This is a genomic window from Ruegeria sp. CDSA246 (genome assembly GCF_059611225.1).
Genome location: NZ_JBXWPD010000031.1, coordinates 1 through 15875, shown reverse-complemented (window position 1 = coordinate 15875; position 15875 = coordinate 1). Strand labels below are relative to the sequence as shown.

The following is a 15875-nucleotide window of genomic DNA, read 5'->3' as shown; positions in this document are numbered from 1 at the left end:
TGGCGGTTACGATGAGCCAGAAACCCTCTCTTATCAAATCTACTTAAACTGTCCCATTGGTGCTGACGTCAGACACGATAGTGCATAAGTGCAACAGTCTCGACACATATCACGCGACTAAGAAGAACCTGAGCAAGAATGTGAATTGCGCCTATGCGGTACTGTAGAGCAGAGACTGCAAACATCGTTGGTATCCTGCTCCCGCAACCAAACTTTAAGGTCGGATATCAAATACTTAGCCTCGCATAACGCGAGGCTTTTTGCGTTAGGTCCAAACTGACTGGAAGCATTGTGGAAGCAACAGGATACAGTTGTGAGTGTGGGTATACCTCCGAAACGGATTTGAAACGCGAATTGTCCAGAATTTTTCTCAGTGCATGGCTGTCCTTGAACCGCTCAAACCCAAAGCGGGATGTAGGCATAAGGTAACGAATGCGTCCCAACGCGTCTGTAAATGCGACTCCGATGATGTCGTGCATGTCCTGCCAATTTCACATCTCGAAGCGGTTGCGGAGTCGCTTAGAGCCCAATCGCATCTCAAATCGCCAGATTTGACTTGCTACCCGGTCGGTCAGGTCAAGGGGCGGTTTTGCTGGTGACGTTTAGGGCCACAGAGCCAAATTCGAGGACGCAATGCCCTGCCGCTGGGTTGTTTGGCGATGTTTGGGAGAAGAATGTGGGGGCTTTTGCCCCCTAAGTGCCTCCAGCGGGGCAGCATTTGTTTTGGGGCCGGGCCGCCGTCGTGACGGAAGTACTGTTACATCCGGCGCGCATTTCCCTGATCTAAACTTCGGATGACCGCAAACGCCGGGGTAATCGGATCGAGACTATTGTCGGGAAGGCTGAGGAAATGGCACCACCCGGCAACTCGATTTGGAAGAAGGCCATCGCTCTCATTTTAGACTTTAAAGCCGCACATATCTGTTTCTTTTGATCAGGACAGAACATGCGAAGACCCAGCGTTAGAAAAAGATCTCAAACGCTGGATGGTCTTTCATCAATAAAGCAAAGAATTGGGCTCCGGCTTGGGTAATATGCACTCGGTCCGCAGAAATAATGTCTCCATTTTGATCGAAAACATGGATCTGATTCCCATTTGTGGTCGCGTAGCTGATGATATCGACATACAAACCAGCCGGTATGACCGACGCATTCTGCCTGTTTGCCTCAACTATTTCTTCGAATACCTTCGTCGTATAGTTTGGCCGACCATATCTGGGCAGTAAGGTGAATGCATTGAGATTGTAACCAAAGTGTTTGGGGCCGACGAAGACGATATTGTGTTGCGCGGCAAGCCCGTTTTCAAGAAAGAGTTTGCAAGCGCCAGAAAGGTTGACGATTGGCAAGAAAGTCGCGTCAGCATTTTGTATCAAAGATTTTGTGTCATCGTCCCAAAGCCTGGGCTCGCAAACATTGAGCGCGTCGCGATAAATTAGATTTGCATCCTTCATTATGCCCATCTCAATGAGAATATTCGCAAAATCACGGGCCTGACTGTTTCCGACAATCAAAACGTTGATGCCGCTGTTCGTATCAAACTTATCTGCGTCGTATTGGCTGATGCGGTGATTATACCAAATGTGCATCCCCGCTGCGACCTCTCGATCCGTGTCGAAAACGCGTGTAGGGAAGCCTTGGCCGAGATACAGCGAAAGCCCAACAGCACACAGCGTTGCGGTCACTGCGGTGCACGAAACAACAAGGCGTGAAAGAGAGATCGCGTTTTTGTTGCGAAACGGTTGTTCGACAAAACGCCAGGTCAGATAGGACAAAAGGAATGCAAATGGTATCAAGCTGGCAAGAAAATACGGGCTGGGTTCCTCAAAGCTCGCAATGCGCGCAAATGCGAAAATTGGTTGGTGCCAGAGATACAGGCTGTAGCTGATCAGGCCAATGCCAACCAGAATTCTGATGCTCAGCAGTTTGGCGACAAAAGTGCCTTCCTTTGCATAGAGGAGAACGAGCAAAGACCCGACGACCGGAACGGCTGTCAGGTATGACGGGTGTTGCATGGTCCCGTCAAAGATCACCATAGATGCAATCACCGCTATAAGGCCAAGTAGCGAAAGACTGTTGCTCGCTCTAACCTTGCGCTTATTTTCCCAACATGCCCCCAATGCACCGAATCCGAGTTCCCAGGCGCGTGTATGCAGAAGATAAAATGTGCTCTCCGGGTGGGTTTGAACCAACAGTACGCTCGCCAGGAAACTGGACCCGATGATAGCCCAAACCAGCAGATCCGTTCTGTGTTTAATTACCGGGTACAGGGCCATAAGCAAAAGCGGAAAAACTATGTAAAACTGTTCTTCAACTGCCAGGCTCCATGTGTGAACCAGAGGTTTGAACTCGGACGCGAGGTCCCAGTATCCACTTGTTAGCGTGAGAAGAACATTATTCAGAGAGAACATCGTGGCCACGACACTCTGGCCGAAGTTTTCCAGTGGATCGGGCAGCATGGTAAACCAAGCGATAGGAATACACACCAGTACGACGACACTCAGGGCAGGCAAGATCCGTCGGTCCCGACGCTCGTAGAACTTCAAAAGAAAGAAGCTATTTTTTCCAAGATCATCAAGGATAATAGAGGTTATTAGATATCCGCTGATAACGAAGAAAACGTCTACGCCTAAAAAACCTCCACTGAACAGGCTTATGCCGGAATGAAAAAGAACCACTGGTAAAACTGCAATGCTGCGAAGGCCATCAATTTCTTTCCGTTACAGCATTTAATCAAAACCCACTCTTGTATTTTGTGCTCGGGCCTGTGAGCTTTCGAAGCGTATCTGTCGTCAAGAGTGTGTCGAGGAACTTTGAGCCGCCGCAGCCAATCGAACAAAGTATTGGCAGGTTTATGCGTTCCGGTCGTTGCAAGACCCAGGCTGAAAACTTCTGAGTGAGCCCCGCGAAGTCACTGCCATTGCTAGCACCCTTATCGTAGAATTTTTTTGGCCGATTGGAGCCTGGTACAAATTGCCATCACCGATTGGTTCGCGCTCTTGTCGAATCAAATCAATTCGTATTTGGTCCACGTGATGGTTCCCGACTGTATTCTGCGGTCAGGGATAAAAGGGAATACGGTGCGGTTCTGTGAAAAGACCAATTCCGTGACTGCCCCCGCAACTGTAGGCGGCGAGCGACCCGAGATCGTCCACTGGGCAATAGCCTGGGAAGGATCGGGATAGCTTTGACCCGCAAGTCAGGAGACCTGCCATCCGAAATTTATGAACCTGGGCGGGGTGTCCCAGAGGGAGATGACAATGTTTCAAGCGGCCCGTACCGTGCACGACCTTGCGCTCGCTTTGCCCCTGTCCAAACACAGGAGGCGTTGCCGTTGTCATTGCAAAAAGCTGACACCCAAAGGGGTAAGTGTCTGACAGAATTCAGCGTTCCGGTGCTGGTGGCGGGGGCTCTGGCGCTGTCGGCGCTCTTGTGGCTCGCGATTTACGCGGTGATTTGATGACGGCCGTTTTACAAATCCGCGATCTGACGTTGGGCTACCGCGACCTTACATTGTTTCACCGCCTCTCCATGGATATCGCGGCTGGAACGACCCTTGCCGTTCTTGGTGCGAACGGGTCGGGCAAGAGCACTTTTGTAAAGATGCTGCTGGGCTTGATGGATCCTCTTTCGGGCAATTTGACTTGGCCGCAGGGCCGTCCTGGTGACATCGGGTATCTGGCGCAGATGACAGAGTTCGACCGCCGATTTCCCATCCGTGTGAGGGATCTTGCTGCGATGGGTGCCTGGCGCGGGTTTGGTTATCGTACCGGGCTGGACGCCGCGGCGCGTGACCGGATGGCCGCCGCGCTGGATGAGGCCGGGGTACTGGATATCGCTGACCGGCCTCTGCATATGCTATCGGGCGGGCAACTGCAGCGCGCGCTGTTCGCGCGAGTTGTCATGCAGGACGCGCCGCTGATCCTGCTGGATGAACCGTTTGCCGCCGTCGACCAAAGTACTGAGGCGCATCTGCTGTCGATTATACGCCGATGGCGCGATGAGGGGCGCGCGGTGGTTTTGGTGGTGCACGATCTTTCCTCGGTACTGGACTATTGCAGCCACGCGCTGCTTTTGGGCGGGCAAGAGGCGACCCATGGACCGGTGAATGACGTTCTGACACCAGACCGGCTGGTTGCGCAAGGATACCTCTCGGAAAGTCAGGCGTCCTGGATGTTCCGTGGCACCCATTCAACAGCGGAGCACGCCAATGTATGACCTGATCGCAGAAATGTGGAGCTTTGCCTTCATGCGTCGCGCTTTTGTGGCAACCACGGTTTTGTCGGCTTCGGTCGCGCCGGTTGGGGCATTTCTTGTTCTGCGTCGCCTATCGCTGGCTGGTGAGGCCATGGCCCATGCGATTACGCCAGGCATCGTCATCGGCTTTGTCACGGCGGGCTTGTCAGTCATGTCACTGCTGGTCGGAGGGCTTATCGCGGGTGTTGGCGTCGCCATTTTGACCGCCTTTCTCGCACGCCGGACGATCCTGCGCAGCGATGCCAGCCTTGCCTCGCTGTATCTGATCGCACTGGCGGTGGGTATCTTTATTCTGTCTGCAGCAGGGTCCGCAGTCCCACTAAAAAGCTTCCTGTTCGGATCAATCCTTGGGATCGACGACGCGTCGATGATCCTTGTCGGAGGGGTGGCGACGGTAACATTGTTGGCATTCGCCGTTCTGCTTCGTCCGCTGATTGTCAGCACCTGTGATCCGGTTTTCTTCGAAACTCAAACGCGCCGGCCGTGGCTGGTTGATCAGGGTTTTATGCTGCTGCTGGTTCTGAACCTGCTGGCGGCATTCAAAACGCTGGGCACGTTGATGGCCGTTGGCTTGATGATCCTGCCTGCGACCGCTGCGCGCTATTGGGCCAGTACGATCACCGGGCAACTGGTCCTGGGCTTTGTATTTGCCTTGTCCAGCTGCTGGATCGGCCTGACCCTGTCCTACCTGTTCCCGGACACGCCATCCGGCCCGGCGATCGTTTTGGTTGCCGGTGGGTTCTTTCTGTTCTCCGCCATTTTCGGTCCGCTTGGTTTTGGCAGACGGATGCGCAAACCGTCTGTTTCCAAAGACATCCCCATTGCCCAAATTCAACAAGAAGAGAGAGCACAATGACTCTTGTGAAGTCACTCTATGCCGGCATCGCCTCTGTGTCGTTTGCTTTGGCTGCATTGCCGACTGTTGCGGCAGAAGACAACGTCAAGATCGTCGCCAGCTTTTCGATCCTCGGCGACATGGTTGAAGAAGTCGTGGGCGATCTGGCCACAGTTACGACAATCGTGGGTCCGGATGCGGATGCGCATGTGTATCAGCCTTCGGTTGCAGATGCGAAGGCCGTTGCCCAGGCGGATATCATCTTTGTCAACGGTCTGGGCTTTGAGACATGGTCCGATACCCTAATCGCTGAATCGGGCACTGACGCAACCGTGCACGTTGCCACCGACGGCATCACGCCTGTCACAGTCGAGGGCAAAATCGACCCCCACGCCTGGAATTCGCTGTCGAATGGCATGATTTACGTGACCAATGTCGCCGACGTGATGACAGAGGCGATGCCCGAGCACGCCGAAGAAATCGCTGCCAATGCCGCGGTCTATATCGCGCAGCTTGAGGCGCTGGATACAGAAACCAAGGCAAAGCTGGCAGGTCTGCCCGCCAATCGCCGCACGGTTGTGACCGCACATGACGCATTTGGATATTTGGCAGACGCCTACGGCCTGACTTTCCTTGCGCCGGTTGGCATCGACACCGAGGCAGAGCCATCAGCCAAGGATCTTGCTGTTCTGATTGACCAACTGAAGGCGGATGGTGCTGCCGCGTTGTTTGTTGAAAACATCACAAGCCCCACTTTGATTCAGCAGATCTCGGATGAAACTGGCATCGTGATTGGTGGACGGCTGTTCTCGGACGCCTTGTCGGAACGGGGTAGCCCTGCCACCAGCTACCTTGCGATGTTCCAGCACAATCTGAACACTCTGCTGAATGCACTTGGGAACGCAACCGCAAGCTAATTGGTCTGCAGACACGAGGCGGTGCTAGAGCCGCCGCCTCATACCGTGCCTTGGAACACTGGGTTTTGGGAAAATGTCGCTTAGTCCGGCTTCCAGCCGTCTTCGTATTCTCCCAAAGTACGGGAAAGATCCAATAGCGAGGCAAAAAGTCTCGCGTAAACGTCCCGTGACATCATCGTCTTGTTGTCATCCAACACTTGCAAAAGGTCGACAACGCCCGAGGCAAAGGCGTCATAGACCAACTGGTCCGCAGGCGTGGGGTCCAAGGTCCATATGTCGTGCGTGTTATAATACCCTGCGGGTTGGGGGTCGTCGTCTATCATGTGTCCGCCTCATTTTGATGCCGCACATGTAAGTGAGAGGAAGGCGAACGCTAGTGATGTGGCGGAAAGTCACAAGTTTTTGGCGGTACCAAAAACGCGACCCCAACCTTGCGTTTCAGTGCTGATAGGAAGTGAAAAGCTTCGCTTCGACCACAACCGGCATGCATTGTGTCGACCGAGAAGTTGTCAGGGTTTCGAATGTTCGCTCTGCAATACTTCCAGAAACAGTTTGGTCACCCGCGTCGGTTCAGGTTGCTTTCTGGTCACTGCAGCAAACCGGGTTCGATATTGCGTTTCGTCCGGCAACACCATCCGCATCTTTTCCTGGTCCACAAAATCCTGCGCAAGATGATCAGGCAAATAACCTATGTACCGCCCCGACAAGATAAGTATGGCCAGCGCCTGCTCGCTTTGAACTTTTGCTGAACGTTGAAAGCCCAGTTGCTGACCGACAATGAGGTTCGGAGAGTTCACGCTGAGCCCAACATAATTGTACCTGAGTAGGTCACTGGTCCTAAGTTCCCGGTCCGGTATTTCGAACAGGGGGTGTTCCCGGCCGCAATACAGGAACATGTTCTCGCCATATAACGGCGCATAGTTCAGACTTGTCGACGGGCGATGCAGCGCAATAATCCCGATGTCGAGCTGACCGCTGATAACCATGGTTTCGATCACGTTTGGCGGCTCAAGGGACAATTCGATCTGAACCGAGGGGGCGGCTTCGTTGAACCGATGAATGGCACGGGCAAGCCGGGAATCCGGGTTTGATGCACATTGATCAAACAGCGAAATGCGGATCGTTCCCCCCAACTGTTCCTTGATCTCGCTGACCTCGTTTCGAAATTGCGACACGGACACAAGCAGGTGATCTGCTGCCTGCAGCACTTTTGCGCCGTCTTCGGTCAGGGCGAAACCCGCTGGGCCGCGCGTACACAGCTTCAGGCCCAATCGCAGTTCCAGATCAGTAATATGCTTGGAAATCGTCGATTTGCCGATATTCAGCTCAACTTCGGCCGCAGACAGACCACCACTTTCCACAACCGTCTTGAAAACGCGCAGCAATCGGATGTCGCTGTCGCCGATGCGTGAGGCAACCATTTTCTACCCAATTCGTAAGGTTCGATATATATGAAACCTATCGCGCAAAGAATGGCAACATAGAAACACATTTCACGAGCTACTCTGAAAAAGCCGAGGTAGAATCGGACTGGCCATCTCTCCCCAGGTCAGCGCGCACCTCGAAACATGATAAAACTGGGAGGACATCTATGTCATTCATCAAAAAGCTTGGCACCATGACTGCTGCCGTTTCGGTCGCAGCCCTGATGGTTGCGGGCGCAGCCGACGCGAAAAACTTCAAGATTGCTGTTGGCGATAGTGCAGGCAGCGCACAAGAAGCCCTTGGCTTGGCTTTCGTTAAGGCACTCGAAGAAAAATCGGGTGGCGCACACACAGCTACACTGTTCCTGAACGGTCAGCTGGGTTCCGAGCAGGACACCGTCAACGAGGCCGCAATCGGCACGCTGGACATGTCGCTGCTGGCGATCAACAACATCACGCCGTTCTCGCCTTCGGTTGGTGTGTTCACTCTGCCTTATGTGATCCTGTCCCTGGAAGATGCTGAAAAGCTGACCCAAGGCCCGATCGGTCAGGAACTGGTGGAAAACACCATTCGTGACGCAGGTGTGCGCATCATCGGTTGGACCTACACAGGTTTCCGCCGTCTGACCAACTCGAAAAAGCCTGTCAGCTCGGTTGCTGACCTGCAGGACCTGATCATCCGCGTTCCCAAGAACGAAATCATGATTGAAACCTACAAGTCCTGGGGTATCAGCCCGACTCCGATGGCATGGTCCGAGACCTTCACCGGTCTGCAAACCAAAGTTGTCGACGGTCAGGACAACCCTTACCTGACGATCAACGCAATGAAGTTCTACGAGGTCCAGAACCACGTGACCAACCTGCGTTACATCTTCTCGATCGAACCGCTGATCGTTTCGGAATCTGTTTTCCAGGGTCTGAGCGAAGAAGACCAGAAGATCATCCTGGAAGCCGGTCAGGAAGCAACTCAGATTTCCGCGCAGTTCCTGCGTGACTCTGAAGCTGCGATCAAAGAAGAGCTGACCGAAAAAGGCATGGCAATCATCGATCCTGAGAACGATGAGGCCGAGTTCATCGAACTGGCAACCGGTGCAGTATGGCCTCAGTTCTATGAGTCCATCGGCGGCGTCGAGAAACTGAACACGGTCCTCGAGGCCATCGGCCGCGAGCCCGTCCAGCAATAATCGCCAAAGAGCGAAAAGGAAAAGAGCGCTTCGGCGCTCTTTTCATCTCAGGGAGGAGGGAATTCCGCAATGTTCTGGAAATTTCTGGACAATATCGAAAGTATCATCTGCCGGATCCTGTTATCCGGCTTCGTCTGTCTGCTGTTTGTACAGATCATCGCGCGGGAAGTCTTTGGCTTTTCGTATAGCTGGATCGAAGAACTGTCAGTCTACATGTTCGTCTGGTTTGTCTACTTTGGCGCCAGCTATGCGGCATTGAAAGGCGCGCATAACCGGGTGACCTTCCAGTTCAAGTTCCTGCCCGAACGCTACATCAAGTATATCGAGGCTTTTGCTGATCTCTTCTGGCTCTTTTTCAACGTCTACTTCCTGTATCTGGCGACGGACTTTGTCTTCAACAAGATGAACAAGTTCTGGAAGTCCCAGACCCTGGGTATCGAGATGAAGTATGTCTACATGGTTCTGCCTCTCGCCTTTGCGCTGATGACCGTGCGCATCATTCAGGTGAACTATCGCCGCCTGATCAAAGGCGAAGATATCCATGATCCTGACCAGATCGACCTTGATGAAATCAAAGCTGCCACCGAAGCAGCTAAGCGCGACTGAGGCAGGGAGGAAAAACCATGGAATCCGAAATCGTCACAATCCTATTTGGATCGTTTCTTTTACTGCTGCTCATCGGTGCACCGATCACGGTTGCGCTGGGTGTGGCATCGCTGTTCTCGTTCCTTTACCTGGGCGAAAACCCAATCAAGTTCGTGCAGATTGCATTTACCTCGGTGGGCGCGTTCCCACTGATGGCGCTGCCTGCATTTATTCTGGCGGGGGCTCTTATGGAGGCCGCCGGTATCTCAAAACGCCTAATCAATGTTGCGGAAAGTCTGGCTGGTCCATTCACCGGCGGTATTTCGGCTGCAACGGTTATGGCCTGTCTGTTCTTTGGCGCCATTTCGGGCTCGGGCCCGGCAACAACCGCGGCCGTGGGGATGCTGATGATCCCAGCAATGATCGACCGTGGCTATGAGCGCGGCTATGCCTCTGCTATTACCGCTTCTTCTGGCGGCCTCGGGATTATTATTCCTCCCTCCATCCCGATGGTGATCTTCGGCATTGCCGCGCTCGGTATGGCGCCTCCGCTGGAAGCAGTTGAAAAGTTTGGCACCTTCCAGTCGGTTTCGATCTCGAAACTGTTCATCGCGGGTTTCGTTCCGGCCTTCCTGATCGCCACCAGCTTGCTGATCCTTAACTACTTCATGTCTAAAAAGCGTGGGTACAAAGGTGTGGCCGAAGGTTGGTCGCTGCGTCATGTGGCCTGCGAGATGTATCGCGGGTTCTGGTCGCTGATGGCGCCGCTGGTGATCCTGGGTGGTATCTATACCGGCTTCTTCACCCCGACCGAGGCCGCAATCGTCGCGATCTTCTACACTCTGTTCGTTGGCGTGGTTATCTATCGTGAACTGACATGGCAGTCGCTGTTCCAGTCGCTTGAAGCCACCACGTGGCTGACGGGCCGTGTTCTGCTGATCCTGTTCACTGCGACCGTGTTTGGCCGCCTTCTGGTGGAAAACCAGATCCCTGCGATCATCGCGGACTCGATGCTCAGCTTTACCGACAACCTCTATGTGATTTGGGCGCTGATCATCTTCTTCCTGCTGTTCGTCGGCATGTTCATGGAGACGCTGGCCACGATCCTGATCCTGGTTCCGGTGATGCTGCCGGTGGCCTATTCGGTTGGCATCGACCCGATCCACTTTGGTGTGGTGATGGTCTGTACGCTGGGTATCGGTTTCCAGACGCCGCCGCTGGGTGAAAACCTGTTCATCGCATCGGGTATTTCGAATATCACAATCGAGCAGATTTCGTTGCGCGCATTGCCCTTTGCGGCGGCCAATACCATCGCGATCTTCATCATTGCGTTCTTCCCTGAGCTGTCGCTATGGCTGCCAAGGCTGTTGGGCTACTGACCTGAAAGGATAATGTTATGAAACAAATGGTGACAAATATCCTGTTCGCGACCGACTTGTCGGAGAACTCGGGTCACGCCATGCGCAATGCGGCCAGCATTGCCATGGCAACAGGGGCGGAAATTCACGTCCTGCACGTGAACGAGCCCCTGTCGGACGACGCGAAGATCACGATGGACATGTTCATCCTGAACGAAGAGACCCGCAAAACCGCCGCCAAGCGTCGCCATGAGATGGTGCGCAAGGTGCTGGCCGAACGGCAGGCAAAGTTCTGGGCGCAGTTCGAAGGCGAAGACGCCAAGATTCGTGATCAGGTGACCTCGATCGAGGTCACCGACGGGCACCCGGCCGAGGTGATCCTGCGGCGCTCGGTCGAGATGGGATGCGATCTGATCGTGCTTGGTGCACATGACCACGGCTTTTCGCACACCTTCCTCGGTACAGTTGCGAAACGTGTCTTGCGTCGGTCGAATATCCCGACACTGATCGTTCCGAACCCGGACGAGGGCTAAGAATTTCCATGGGCCGCCGCGATCGTAGCGGCCCATGCTTTGTGCTGTTCCGCGAACCAATCTGGTGATGCCCGAACACCGCCTGTTCCGCATCTAACAGCCCTGTGTTCATCCCGGGCCATAGCTTTCCAAGCTACAAACCTCCGCCTCAAGTCATACCCGGCAAGTTTCGTTAACGGAGCTTAATGAAACGGTGTTCTCTCCTTAAGAACCGGTTCCTTTATTTGAGTTGTGACCAAAACCGCAATCCAAATTCAGGAGGAGAAGACCATGGAAGCGACACAGACCATCACCCCGAACCGCAACGTTTTTTCCACGCTGTTCGCGGACTATGCAGAAGCCCGAACCGAACACTTCCGCCGCAGGATTTTCGCCAAAACAGTCCACGACCTGGAGGCACTAAACGATCGCCAACTGAGCGACATCGGCGTCCCTCGGGCTGAAATCAAGCAACGCGCCTATCAAAGCGTTTATCACGGTGCACCCTATCGGCAGTAGCGACGGGCCAGCCAAAACACGCTCGCGTAACCAGTTATGAGGTAGACCCCATGTTTGATGTCATCCCACCAAGCAAGCAATTGCCCCCCACGAATAGCGCCCTGCTGTTGTTCGACCGCGCTATGCGCATACGTGCAATCAGTTCCGAAATCGTTCGGGCTGCACAGTATCTGAACAGCTTTTCCGATCAGGAATTGTCAGAGCTGGGCATAAATCGCAGCGATATCGAAGACACGATTCAGCGCTACATCTGACAGGCTGGCAAAAGCCGGGCGATTGAAAAAAAGCGAAACAAAGCCACTCTGGCGTGCCAGAGTGGCTTTTCTTACGCGAGGTGATCCACAACCTGCAAATGCTGGGCCAGCTTGTCGATCTCGGCCATCCAGCCTTGCACCAGTTTTGGGTCGCTAGGTGCCGCATGGACACCGACGGCGATCGCACGGTTCAGGACCGCTTCGACCGCCAGCGAGACCGGGATAGACACCAGCCGCGCCATTGCCGTGCCACGCGCGTCGCCCCAGGCATCCATGACATAGGTTTTGTGCCAGACGGGGGTGCCGTTTTTCTCGGCCTTCAGCCCTACGCACAGAACCACGCGGTCCGGTTCGCCCTCGTCATAGGCGTTTTCGTCCCAGAACTGGTCCGACATTTCCTTCAGGCGCGCGTCGCCTTCGGGTCCGGATAGGGTTTCGATCTCGCTAAACACACCCGACCACGCATCAGCCCAGCCATTCAGGCGCAGGGTCCCGCGGACGAATTCCTTGACGGTCCAGTGATCCTCGAACTGATATTCCTCCATGAAGGGCAGAGAGTCGCGGTTCGGATAGACCTCGAAGCTTTCAGGTGTGGGCAGCGGAGCGATATAGCTGCTGATCGCGTCCCACGGGCGGGCTACGTCCAGCGGCGCATAATCGCGGATCGATTTCGACGGCGAACGCAGGGCCTTGAGCACACCCAGCGGGGACCAACTGAACTTGTACCGGAACGGGTTGGGGTTCTTCGGAATGCCGCCGCAATACGAGATGAAACTCAGGTGGTTGTTCGCATCAAACGCGTCCGAGGCGCGATAGTCGGCGATCAGGGCATGTGCCATCAGGTGGTCAATACCCGGATCAAGCCCGACCTCATTCACCAGCGCCACACCGGCCTCGCGCGCCTTGTCGTCCAGCGCGCGCATCTCGGGCGCGATGTAAGAGGATGAGACAAAGTTGGCCTTTTTGGAAATCGCGAGTTCCGCCAGCGGTACGTGCCAATCGCCCGGCAGCATCGAGACGATAACGTCGCCTTTTTTCAGCACTGCGCCCAGTGCGTCGATGTCAAAGGCACGAATGTCGTCGGTCAGGTCTCCGACTTCGGCCTTGGCCTTTTCAACGGTCCGGTTCCAGACAGTGACCTTGTGTCCGCCTTCAATCAGGCGACGCAGGCCGGGGATGGCCGACAGGCCGGTGCCACACCAATGGATGGTCATCGTTCAGATCCCTTCGATATGAGATTTGTAGGTCGCCGCTGCCCGACCCCAAACGCCGCTGTCCAAATCGGTCAGGGTCAACAGGGATGGCAACAATTGCGCTGCATAATCGTCAGAGCTTTCGACCGGCAGCATCGAGGGCAGGTTGTCGATCGCCATGACATCCATCACCGGATCACTCGCAACACGCAAGGCAGGGGCGTCCCACGTGGTGGCACGGTCGTAAACCGGAACCGGGTTGTAATCGCTGTCCGGGTCGCAAGCGACATCACCTATGGCTGTCAGGTTCCGCGGGGCGGTCAACGCACCCCGTGGTACAAAAACCGGGGTGCCGGGGCGCGCAAAGATGCAGTTCAGGAACAGGTCGTGATCTAGGATTTCGGGGAAAGGCCCACCGCTGGCGGTTTCGGCCATGTCCCATTTAGTGACAGTGACACCCATTGCCTCACACAGATCAGCCGCGCCCGCGCCAACACGTCCCAAGGCACCGATGACGATGGCGCGGGGTCGATCAGAACCCGTTGCATCCAGTTCGGCAAGAAGTTCTTGGTTCAGGGCGTCTTTGCTTGGGTAAACACCAACCGGAGCGCACTCCTCTCCGCGCTGCTGTGCCGCCCACGTCTTGAGGGTGACAGCCGCACCGGCATAACCGGCCCAATATCCGAAAGCTGCGACACGGCGATCGTTTTCATCCACGAGGTATTCCAGATCGTAGAGCGTGCCTCCCCCGGCCTTAAACCGTTCCAAAAGGGCGCGACCAGAGTGCTGACCCTTGTAGGCATGACCAAACATGATGTGGCGATGGGGCAAGGGTATGCCATTCTCTGGCAGTTCCTTCAGGCCAAAGATGATTGCGTCCTGCGGCGCGTCGGGCCACGAGTTCTCTGGTGCAATCTCACAGCCCGCCGCTTTGTACCCATCTATCGGAATAGCGCGGACATGGCTTTCCTCGACTGTCACCCGGATGCCTGCCGCAACCAGGGACGCCGCGCCTTCTGGGGTCAATCCAACCCGTTCTTCATTCGGGCGTTGCTCTGCCCGGACCCAGAGATGTGTCATGCGTCGTCCTTTACTCAAATCATCCCGGCGGCGCGCACCGCCTGAACCGAGGCGCGCGCCTCCATCGCCTCGCGGAAAGCGAGGATTTTGGGAAAGGCCGACACGTCCACACCGTCACCTTCCAGCCAGCTGCACACCACGTACAGATAGGCGTCCGCCAGCGAGACCGTATCGCCCAACACAAAGGGCCCGCGCAAACCGTTTGATACGATGTACTCACAGGACGTCGTCATGGTCTGGGCGACCTTGCCGGTCATGTCTTTCCAGCTGGATTTCTTGTCAGCCCAACGGGCACCGCGCAGCTTGTGTGCGTGGTTTACATGCATGGTCGAGGCCAGATAATACATCACTTCGCGCATACGGGCCGCCATGACCGGATCGGCGGGGACCAGATTTGCGTCGGGCGCAACCGTAGCGACATATTCCAGCAACGCTCCGGTTTCAGTCAGGATACCGCCATCAACCGCCAATGCCGGCACACGGCCTTTTGGATTGATCTGCTTGTAAGCCAGTTTGGTCTGGTCGCCTTCGGCGAAGTCCAGACGGACCGCTTCATAGTCCAGACCGGCCTCCTCCAAGGCGATGGCAACGGCGATCGAAATGGTGCGGGGGGCAAAATAAAGCTGCATCAGGGGACCTCCGGGCTTGGGTTACAGATGCGTTTGGGCAAACTGCCTGTCTGGCGCTTCCAGGTGCGGGACTGCGTTGAACAGAACCGGGCTTAGCTGCGCGCCAATCGGGTGCAGACGATGCATGGAGGTATTCATGATGGCAAGAGCCACCCGCGCCATCGCAGGTATGTCCAGTCCCATGGCCTGCCTGACAACCATCGAGATCAACCCACCCGAGGTTACAACAATCGCCGGACCGCCATTGGTGCCGATGTCGCGCAAAGCGTCCGAGACGCGTGTTTCGAACTCCTCAAAGGTTTCGGGCGTTTCCTCGATCTCGCCTCTGGCCCAGGCGGCAAAAGTGCGGGGCAGATGTTCGACAAACCCTTCCCGGTCGGTCGGCACGGGGATGCCATGTTGCTCTTCATACAATTTCGAGATGGTGAAGTATTCAACCTCATTGAGGCGTGGATCACGGGAAGGCTCGGGCAGTCCCATGCTGGCGGCGGTTTCCACGTGGCGCGACAGGGTTCCGCAATAGACGCGCGGGTAGAACGCTTGTGTGTTCTGTAGATGCGCGCCCAGCCAACGGGCTTGCTGATGGCCCAGATCGCTGAGCTTGTCATAGTTTACTTCGTCACGTGCGGTGGTGTTGGCCTGCCCGTGACGCACCAGTGTGATATGTGCCATTGCGTCCCCTCTTGCGCGAAGTCTTAGGGCAGGTTCCGGGTCGGTGCCAGAGCCCTTTGGCAGAAAGCGGCTAAAAATCAGTTTGATGGTTCGGCTGTCTTTTGTTCGCCGCAGAAATTTGCCCATGGCACGTCGCATGCGATGTTGCCTAACGGAAAAAAGTTTCCTATAGGATACAAAGCTGCTGCATGCGGCCGTATACATGCCTCTGCAACGCCAGCCTCGGGGGACCAAAAGACCACCAGCAGTCGAAGCCTGTTGACTCGCTGCACAGTCCTAGGAACCTTGGTGTCAATTGGCGGCACTACCGAGATAACGTTGCAATTCATGCGGCAATATTGCCAAGGACTTAGGAAAGGTCTCTGCCATGTCTGACGCCCTCAAACGCACCCCCTTGTATGACTTGCACGTTGAGTTGGGGGGTAAGCTTGTTGATTTTGCTGGTTGGGAGATGCCTGT

16 protein-coding genes and 1 riboswitch are annotated in these 15875 nt (G+C 55.2%); of the genes, 9 read left to right on the top strand and 7 right to left on the bottom strand.

The window, feature by feature from the left end; genetic code table 11:
- Window positions 1-962: 962 nt before the first annotated feature.
- Window positions 963-2708, bottom strand: coding sequence for an acyltransferase family protein (locus tag AC2FI9_RS22100; RefSeq protein WP_496770805.1), 1746 nt, complete (start codon window positions 2706-2708; stop codon window positions 963-965).
- 308 nt (window positions 2709-3016) lie between these two features.
- Window positions 3017-3227: riboswitch (cobalamin riboswitch) on the top strand.
- Between the two features lie 139 nt (window positions 3228-3366).
- Here AC2FI9_RS22100 and AC2FI9_RS22095 point away from each other — a divergent pair.
- The 3 genes from AC2FI9_RS22095 to AC2FI9_RS22085 are packed head-to-tail and all read left to right on the top strand — an operon-like array spanning window position 3367 to window position 6006.
- Window positions 3367-4215 carry a metal ABC transporter ATP-binding protein gene (locus AC2FI9_RS22095; RefSeq protein WP_496770803.1) on the top strand — a complete coding sequence of 283 codons (849 nt, stop codon included), beginning with the start codon at window positions 3367-3369 and terminating at the stop codon, window positions 4213-4215.
- Entirely contained in the window at window positions 4208-5110 is a 903-nt protein-coding gene (locus AC2FI9_RS22090) for a metal ABC transporter permease (protein WP_496770801.1), read from the top strand. Before AC2FI9_RS22095 ends, AC2FI9_RS22090 begins: the two co-directional genes overlap by 8 nt.
- Window positions 5107-6006: a metal ABC transporter solute-binding protein, Zn/Mn family gene (locus AC2FI9_RS22085; protein WP_496770800.1), complete on the top strand. Its 900-nt coding sequence runs from the start codon at window positions 5107-5109 to the stop codon at window positions 6004-6006. The genes AC2FI9_RS22090 and AC2FI9_RS22085 overlap by 4 nt, the downstream gene beginning before the upstream one ends.
- Window positions 6007-6086: 80 nt before the next feature.
- Here AC2FI9_RS22085 and AC2FI9_RS22080 read toward each other — a convergent pair whose 3' ends face one another.
- A complete protein-coding gene (locus AC2FI9_RS22080; protein ID WP_496770798.1) occupies window positions 6087-6329 on the bottom strand; it encodes a hypothetical protein in 243 nt (80 codons plus the stop codon).
- Window positions 6330-6515: 186 nt separating this feature from the next.
- Window positions 6516-7427 carry a LysR family transcriptional regulator gene (locus AC2FI9_RS22075; protein WP_496741923.1) on the bottom strand — a complete coding sequence of 304 codons (912 nt, stop codon included), beginning with the start codon at window positions 7425-7427 and terminating at the stop codon, window positions 6516-6518.
- Window positions 7428-7597: 170 nt separating this feature from the next.
- On the opposite strand from AC2FI9_RS22075, the gene AC2FI9_RS22070 reads away from it, so the two are divergent.
- The 6 genes from AC2FI9_RS22070 to AC2FI9_RS22045 all read left to right on the top strand — a co-directional run bounded on the left by AC2FI9_RS22070 (window position 7598) and on the right by AC2FI9_RS22045 (window position 11842).
- Window positions 7598-8614, top strand: coding sequence for a TRAP transporter substrate-binding protein (locus tag AC2FI9_RS22070; protein WP_058273760.1), 1017 nt, complete (start codon window positions 7598-7600; stop codon window positions 8612-8614).
- A gap of 69 nt (window positions 8615-8683) precedes the next feature.
- Window positions 8684-9220, top strand: coding sequence for a TRAP transporter small permease (locus AC2FI9_RS22065; RefSeq protein WP_058273759.1), 537 nt, complete (start codon window positions 8684-8686; stop codon window positions 9218-9220).
- Window positions 9221-9237: 17 nt separating this feature from the next.
- Entirely contained in the window at window positions 9238-10578 is a 1341-nt protein-coding gene (locus tag AC2FI9_RS22060) for a TRAP transporter large permease (protein ID WP_058273758.1), read from the top strand.
- Between the two features lie 17 nt (window positions 10579-10595).
- Complete coding sequence (locus AC2FI9_RS22055; protein ID WP_496741927.1) at window positions 10596-11090, top strand: universal stress protein; 495 nt, start codon at window positions 10596-10598, stop codon at window positions 11088-11090.
- A 270-nt stretch (window positions 11091-11360) separates the two neighbouring features.
- Window positions 11361-11588: a DUF1127 domain-containing protein gene (locus tag AC2FI9_RS22050; protein WP_496741928.1), complete on the top strand. Its 228-nt coding sequence runs from the start codon at window positions 11361-11363 to the stop codon at window positions 11586-11588.
- 50 nt (window positions 11589-11638) lie between these two features.
- Complete coding sequence (locus AC2FI9_RS22045) at window positions 11639-11842, top strand: DUF1127 domain-containing protein (protein ID WP_472722265.1); 204 nt, start codon at window positions 11639-11641, stop codon at window positions 11840-11842.
- A 71-nt stretch (window positions 11843-11913) separates the two neighbouring features.
- Here the strand turns inward: AC2FI9_RS22045 and AC2FI9_RS22040 are convergent, their stop codons facing one another.
- Genes AC2FI9_RS22040 through AC2FI9_RS22025 form a run of 4 tightly spaced genes read right to left on the bottom strand, consistent with a single transcriptional unit; the run spans window position 11914 to window position 15416 of the window.
- Window positions 11914-13056 (bottom strand): saccharopine dehydrogenase family protein, encoded by a 1143-nt coding sequence (locus AC2FI9_RS22040; RefSeq protein WP_496770796.1) that lies wholly within the window; start codon window positions 13054-13056, stop codon window positions 11914-11916.
- A gap of 3 nt (window positions 13057-13059) precedes the next feature.
- Window positions 13060-14115, bottom strand: a complete 1056-nt coding sequence (locus tag AC2FI9_RS22035) for a saccharopine dehydrogenase (protein WP_496770794.1) — start codon at window positions 14113-14115, stop codon at window positions 13060-13062.
- 14 nt (window positions 14116-14129) lie between these two features.
- The gene (locus AC2FI9_RS22030; protein WP_496741934.1) at window positions 14130-14744 is read right to left on the bottom strand and encodes a glutathione S-transferase family protein; all 615 of its coding nucleotides are present in this window, start codon (window positions 14742-14744) and stop codon (window positions 14130-14132) included.
- A gap of 21 nt (window positions 14745-14765) precedes the next feature.
- Window positions 14766-15416: a histidine phosphatase family protein gene (locus tag AC2FI9_RS22025; RefSeq protein WP_496770792.1), complete on the bottom strand. Its 651-nt coding sequence runs from the start codon at window positions 15414-15416 to the stop codon at window positions 14766-14768.
- Window positions 15417-15875: the final 459 nt, after the last annotated feature.

What these genes read in the sequence shown, in the direction of transcription:
- AC2FI9_RS22090 (WP_496770801.1), top strand. Translation starts at nt 4,208, where the DNA reads ATGTATGACCTGATCGCAGAAATGTGGAGCTTTGCCTTCATGCGTCGC.
- AC2FI9_RS22085 (WP_496770800.1), top strand. Translation starts at nt 5,107, where the DNA reads ATGACTCTTGTGAAGTCACTCTATGCCGGCATCGCCTCTGTGTCGTTT.
- AC2FI9_RS22080 (WP_496770798.1), bottom strand. Translation starts at nt 6,329, where the DNA reads ATGATAGACGACGACCCCCAACCCGCAGGGTATTATAACACGCACGAC.
- AC2FI9_RS22075 (WP_496741923.1), bottom strand. Translation starts at nt 7,427, where the DNA reads ATGGTTGCCTCACGCATCGGCGACAGCGACATCCGATTGCTGCGCGTT.
- AC2FI9_RS22070 (WP_058273760.1), top strand. Translation starts at nt 7,598, where the DNA reads ATGTCATTCATCAAAAAGCTTGGCACCATGACTGCTGCCGTTTCGGTC.
- AC2FI9_RS22065 (WP_058273759.1), top strand. Translation starts at nt 8,684, where the DNA reads ATGTTCTGGAAATTTCTGGACAATATCGAAAGTATCATCTGCCGGATC.
- AC2FI9_RS22060 (WP_058273758.1), top strand. Translation starts at nt 9,238, where the DNA reads ATGGAATCCGAAATCGTCACAATCCTATTTGGATCGTTTCTTTTACTG.
- AC2FI9_RS22055 (WP_496741927.1), top strand. Translation starts at nt 10,596, where the DNA reads ATGAAACAAATGGTGACAAATATCCTGTTCGCGACCGACTTGTCGGAG.
- AC2FI9_RS22050 (WP_496741928.1), top strand. Translation starts at nt 11,361, where the DNA reads ATGGAAGCGACACAGACCATCACCCCGAACCGCAACGTTTTTTCCACG.
- AC2FI9_RS22045 (WP_472722265.1), top strand. Translation starts at nt 11,639, where the DNA reads ATGTTTGATGTCATCCCACCAAGCAAGCAATTGCCCCCCACGAATAGC.
- AC2FI9_RS22040 (WP_496770796.1), bottom strand. Translation starts at nt 13,056, where the DNA reads ATGACCATCCATTGGTGTGGCACCGGCCTGTCGGCCATCCCCGGCCTG.
- AC2FI9_RS22035 (WP_496770794.1), bottom strand. Translation starts at nt 14,115, where the DNA reads ATGACACATCTCTGGGTCCGGGCAGAGCAACGCCCGAATGAAGAACGG.
- AC2FI9_RS22030 (WP_496741934.1), bottom strand. Translation starts at nt 14,744, where the DNA reads ATGCAGCTTTATTTTGCCCCCCGCACCATTTCGATCGCCGTTGCCATC.
- AC2FI9_RS22025 (WP_496770792.1), bottom strand. Translation starts at nt 15,416, where the DNA reads ATGGCACATATCACACTGGTGCGTCACGGGCAGGCCAACACCACCGCA.